At 62.4% G+C, this 4,537-nt stretch carries 4 protein-coding genes; all 4 read left to right on the plus strand.

The window, feature by feature from the left end:
• The first annotated feature begins 148 nt into the window (after window positions 1–148).
• Window positions 149–2,494, plus strand: coding sequence for an arylsulfatase (locus QM659_RS16745; protein WP_415189298.1), 2,346 nt, complete (start codon window positions 149–151; stop codon window positions 2,492–2,494).
• A gap of 122 nt (window positions 2,495–2,616) precedes the next feature.
• Entirely contained in the window at window positions 2,617–3,366 is a 750-nt protein-coding gene (locus QM659_RS16750; RefSeq protein ID WP_415189299.1) for a TonB family protein, read from the plus strand.
• A 34-nt stretch (window positions 3,367–3,400) separates the two neighbouring features.
• Entirely contained in the window at window positions 3,401–4,141 is a 741-nt protein-coding gene (locus tag QM659_RS16755) for a MotA/TolQ/ExbB proton channel family protein (RefSeq protein ID WP_127078936.1), read from the plus strand.
• On the plus strand, window positions 4,122–4,537 hold a 416-nt coding region (tolR, locus tag QM659_RS16760; protein WP_415189300.1), incomplete at its 3' end, for a protein TolR. The genes QM659_RS16755 and tolR, both read left to right, overlap by 20 nt.

The raw sequence follows: 4,537 nt of genomic DNA on the forward strand, positions 1-4,537 counted from the left end.
TATCGACATGGTCGACATACTCTTTCAGGAGCGCGAGACGGCCTTCAAGCCCCTCTTTGCGGCATCTGTTGGGGAATGCCGAATAACCGGTTGCGGGCGCAATACCCCTTGATCTGAATAACTCCGAAGTCCTTTTGGGGAGAGGCAAATGAGTCAATCCAGATCCTGGCGGTTCGTCGCCGGGGCGGCACTTCTTGCGGGCATGAGCAGCCATGTAATCGCGGCCGAAGTTTTGCCGAAACCCGAGCAACCCTTTTCTGGGGTCGTCGACGTTGACGCAAACAAGTCGAAACCCGACGCGCCGAAAAATGTCACCGCGCCCAAAGGCGCGCCGAATATTGTCCTCATCCTGCTCGACGATGTGGGATTTGGAGCGACATCCGTTACGGGCGGTCCCGTTCCGACGCCGGCGCTCGACAAGCTCGCCAGCGAAGGGCTCCGCTACAATCAGTTCCACGTCAATGCGCTCTGCTCGCCGACGCGCGCCGCGCTGCTCTCAGGGCGCAACGATCATCAGGTCGGCTTCGGAACGGTCGCGGAGCTTGCCGCCTCCTATCCCGGCTACAATGCGCGCTGGCCGAAAAGCGCGGCTTCCATCGCCGAGGTGCTCCGCCTCAACGGTTATTCGACCGCCGCTTTTGGCAAATGGCACAATACGCCGATCGGTGAAACCGGTCCGACCGGTCCGTTCGACCGCTGGCCGACAAGTCGCGGCTTCGAGTACTTCTACGGCTTTCAGAACGGCGAGACCAACCAGTGGCAGCCGAAGCTCTGGCGCGGCACAACGCCCGTCGAGCCTTGGGGCACCCCGAAACAGGGCTACCATCTGACCACGGATCTTGCCAACGAAGCGATCAACTGGCTGCATCAGCACGATGCGGCGGCCTCCGACAAGCCGTTCTTCGTTTACTTCGCCACCGGCGCGACGCATGCACCGCACCACGTTTCCCAGGAATGGATCGACAAGTTCAAGGGCAAGTTCGATCAGGGGTGGGACAAGCTGCGGGAAGAAACTTTCGCGCGCGAGAAAGCTCTGGGCATCATCCCGGCCGACGCCGAATTGACGCCGCGCCCGGCAGAAATCGCCGCCTGGGATAGCCTTTCGCCCGAGCAGAAAAAGCTGCTGGCACGACAGGCCGAGGTTTATGCGGGCTTTCTTGCCCAAACCGATTTCGAAGTCGGTCGCGTGCTCGATGCCATTCGCGAGGAAGGCAAAGGCGACAACACGCTCGTTCTCTACATCGTGGGCGACAACGGAGCCAGCGCCGAGGGCGGTCCCGAGGGGCTCGACGCTCGCAATGCGGATGGCAGCCCTGTGAGCATCCAGGGACGGATTGAAAGGGCCGACGAGCTGGGCACCGATTCCTTCTACAATCACTACTCGGCGGCATGGGCCTGGGGCCTGAACGCACCGTTCCAGTGGACGAAGCAGGTCGCCTCGCATCTCGGCGGCACGCGTGATCCGCTGGTCGTGTCATGGCCGTCGAAGATCACCGACAAGGGCGCGATCCGGGGCGGGTTCAGGCACGTCACGGACATCGCGCCCACGATCTATGAGGCCGCCGGTATCACGCCGCCCGACGAGGTGAACGGGGAGAAGCAGACGCCACTTGAGGGCAAGAGCTTCGTCGACAGCTTCAGCGACGGAAAGGCGAAAAGCAAACACACCACGCAGGTCTTCGAGACGGTCGGCAATCGCGGCATCTACAAGGATGGCTGGTGGGCAGGTGCGCGCAACGTCGTTCCGTGGAAGACGTTCGAGCGGTTTGGCGCGCCCATCGCCGAACATCCGTGGGAGCTTTACAATCTCGAAAAGGACTATAGCCAGGCGCGCGATCTCGCGAAGGAGAACCCCGAGAAGCTGAAAGAGCTTCAGGCCCTCTTCGATCAGGAGGCGAAGCGCACCAACATCTATCCTCTCGCTCCGGTACCGGCGCTTCTGACGTCCGGCTCGACCGAAAGGAAGCAACTTGTGTTCCGTGAGGGCACGAACCGCATCCCGGTTGTGATCGGTCCCAGAACTGGGTCGCGCTCGCACACGATCACGGCGCAAGTGGACATTCCCCAAGCCGGCGCCAAGGGCGTGATCATTGCCGAAGGCGGCCATCTCGGCGGTTATGTCATCTATCTCGACGACCAGGGCCGAGCAGTCTACGAGACGAACGCACACGGAAGCGTAACCGGCCGGATCGTCTCGGCCGCCGCAGTGCCGCCGGGGAAGGCGACCGTCACGCTCGATTTCAATGTCGAGGGCGACGAGTCCAATCCGCTCATCAAGGTCGCGCGAGGGTTCGGACGCATCCCGCAGCCGGGAACGGCTCGCCTTTCCGTGAACGGGGCGTCTGTCGGCGAGGCGAAGATCTCGAACCTTTTCATAAACTACCATGAGACGCTGGATGTCGGGGCCGATCTCGGCACCCCGATCAGCGACAATTACAGCGTGCCGTTCAAGTTCACCGGCAAGATCGAAACAGTCACGCTCGACCTCAAATAGCGACGGACGAAATGGCAAGCTGGATCGCTCACGCCGTGCTTCGGAAGGGATGACGAAATGGCGGCACATCGCAGGGCGGATGCGTGCGTGAGCGGTCGGCTCGTCCGATCGGGGTTCAGAGCATGAATGTTGAAATTACTGGCAGCTTGTACGATAGCCAGCCGCTTGGCGCTACGGAGAAAGGGGAGTTGTCGCCTGCGGTTCCAGCCGTGCTGCTCGGCATCGGGACGCGGCGACCACCGGTAACGCTGACCATACTCGGTATTGGCGTTTACGTGGCCGCCCTGACCGCCCTTCTCACGATCGACTTCAGCTCGCCACCCGCTGTTCTCGAAGCGCCGGTGGACATGGTCTATGAAGAACCGGCAGCGCCGGAGGAACCCGAGCAGCCCCCTCCGCCGCCAGAACCGGAACCCCAGCCGGAGCCCATTCCGGAACCCACGCCGGAACCCTTGCCGGAGCCTCTGCCCGAGCCCGAGAAACCGCCGGAGCCGGTCAAGGAGGAGATCAAGCCCAAGCCGGTGGAACCGCCGAAGCCCGCCGCGAAACCCAAGGCCCGGTCCGCCACGCCGACGCCGGGCGCGATCCCGACTGACTACGCCAACAAGGTGTACCAGCGGATCAATCGCGTCGCGAGCGGGAGCTTCCCGAAGTCGGCGCTCTCGCGCGGACAGTCGGTTCGCATCAGTTATTCAATCGTAATCGGCTCAGGCGGGGAACTCATCTCCAAGTCGGTAGGAAGCTCCGGCAACGCCGCGATGGATCGCGCCGCAGCGGAAGCCCTGGCGCGTTCCGCACCGTTCCCGACACCGCCTGCGCTTGGCTCGCGGACATACAAGATTTCAGGCGCAATCGTCTACAGAGCCCAGTGATCGCGCCACCCCGTAACCATGGAAGGAAATCCGAATGGCCGATACAGCCATTTCCGGCGGTGCCGCGAGCGCCGCTCATCTTCTCTCGCCGCTGGAACTCTTCCAGCAGGCCGATATCGTCGTTCAGGCAGTAATGGGGCTGCTCATCCTGGCTTCGGCCTGGGGATGGGGCATCATCGCGGCGAAAACCATCCAGCTTGCCATCCTCAACAGGCGAGCGAAGACCCTTCTGAGAAGCCTTGCGCATGGCGTTCCCCTCTCAGACCTTTCAGAGGCTTTTCTGCGTGTGAAACCGTCCGATCCCCTGCGGCTCATATATCAGGCGATGGTCGACGAGAACAGGCGATCCGCGGATATCCGAAACAGTCCGGCGCAGCAGGAAAGCCTGCTCGACCGTGTGCACCGCGTGGGGCAACTCGCCAGCGCGAACACGCTGGACCAGCTCAAGGGCGGTCTCCAGAGCCTTGCGACAATCGGGTCCGTTTCGCCCTTCGTGGGGCTGTTCGGCACTGTGTGGGGCATCATGAACAGCTTCCAGGGCATCGCGGCGTCGAATAACACGAGCCTCGCCGTCGTCGCCCCGGGCATCGCGGAGGCGCTGTTCGCGACCGCGCTCGGCCTTGTGGCGGCGATCCCGGCAGTCGTCTTCTACAACCGCATCACCGGCAACATAGCCCAGTTCGGGAAAAGCCTGAAAACATTCATCGAAGTCTACGGTGTGGAACTGTCCCGCCAGCTTTCGAAAGGAGAGCCTCATGGGCGCCTCGCTGCGTAGCCACGACGAGGATGACGACGCGCCGATGACCGACATCAATGTGACGCCGCTCGTCGACGTCATGCTGGTGCTGCTCATCGTGTTCATGATCGCGGCGCCGCTGATGACATCCGGCGTTCCGGTGGATCTGCCCAAGACGCAGGCGAAGCCGCTCAACGACCAGAAGCCGCCGCTCGCTGTCAGCATCGACGCCGCCGGCAAATACTTCATCGGCAATGAGGAAATACCTGCCGACCTGCTTGCTTCCACGCTGAAGAACCACGCTGAAAACGAGCTCGACCGCCGGATACACGTCCGCGCGGACAAGGAACTTCCCTATCGGACAGTCCTCGAAGTGATGGGGCAGATCAGTACCGCCGGGTTTACGAAGGTGGCTCTCGTCTCCGAGGCTCCAGG

The organism is Rhodomicrobium sp., from assembly GCF_047605405.1.
In the GTDB taxonomy this organism is placed as follows: domain Bacteria; phylum Pseudomonadota; class Alphaproteobacteria; order Rhizobiales; family Rhodomicrobiaceae; genus Rhodomicrobium; species Rhodomicrobium lacus.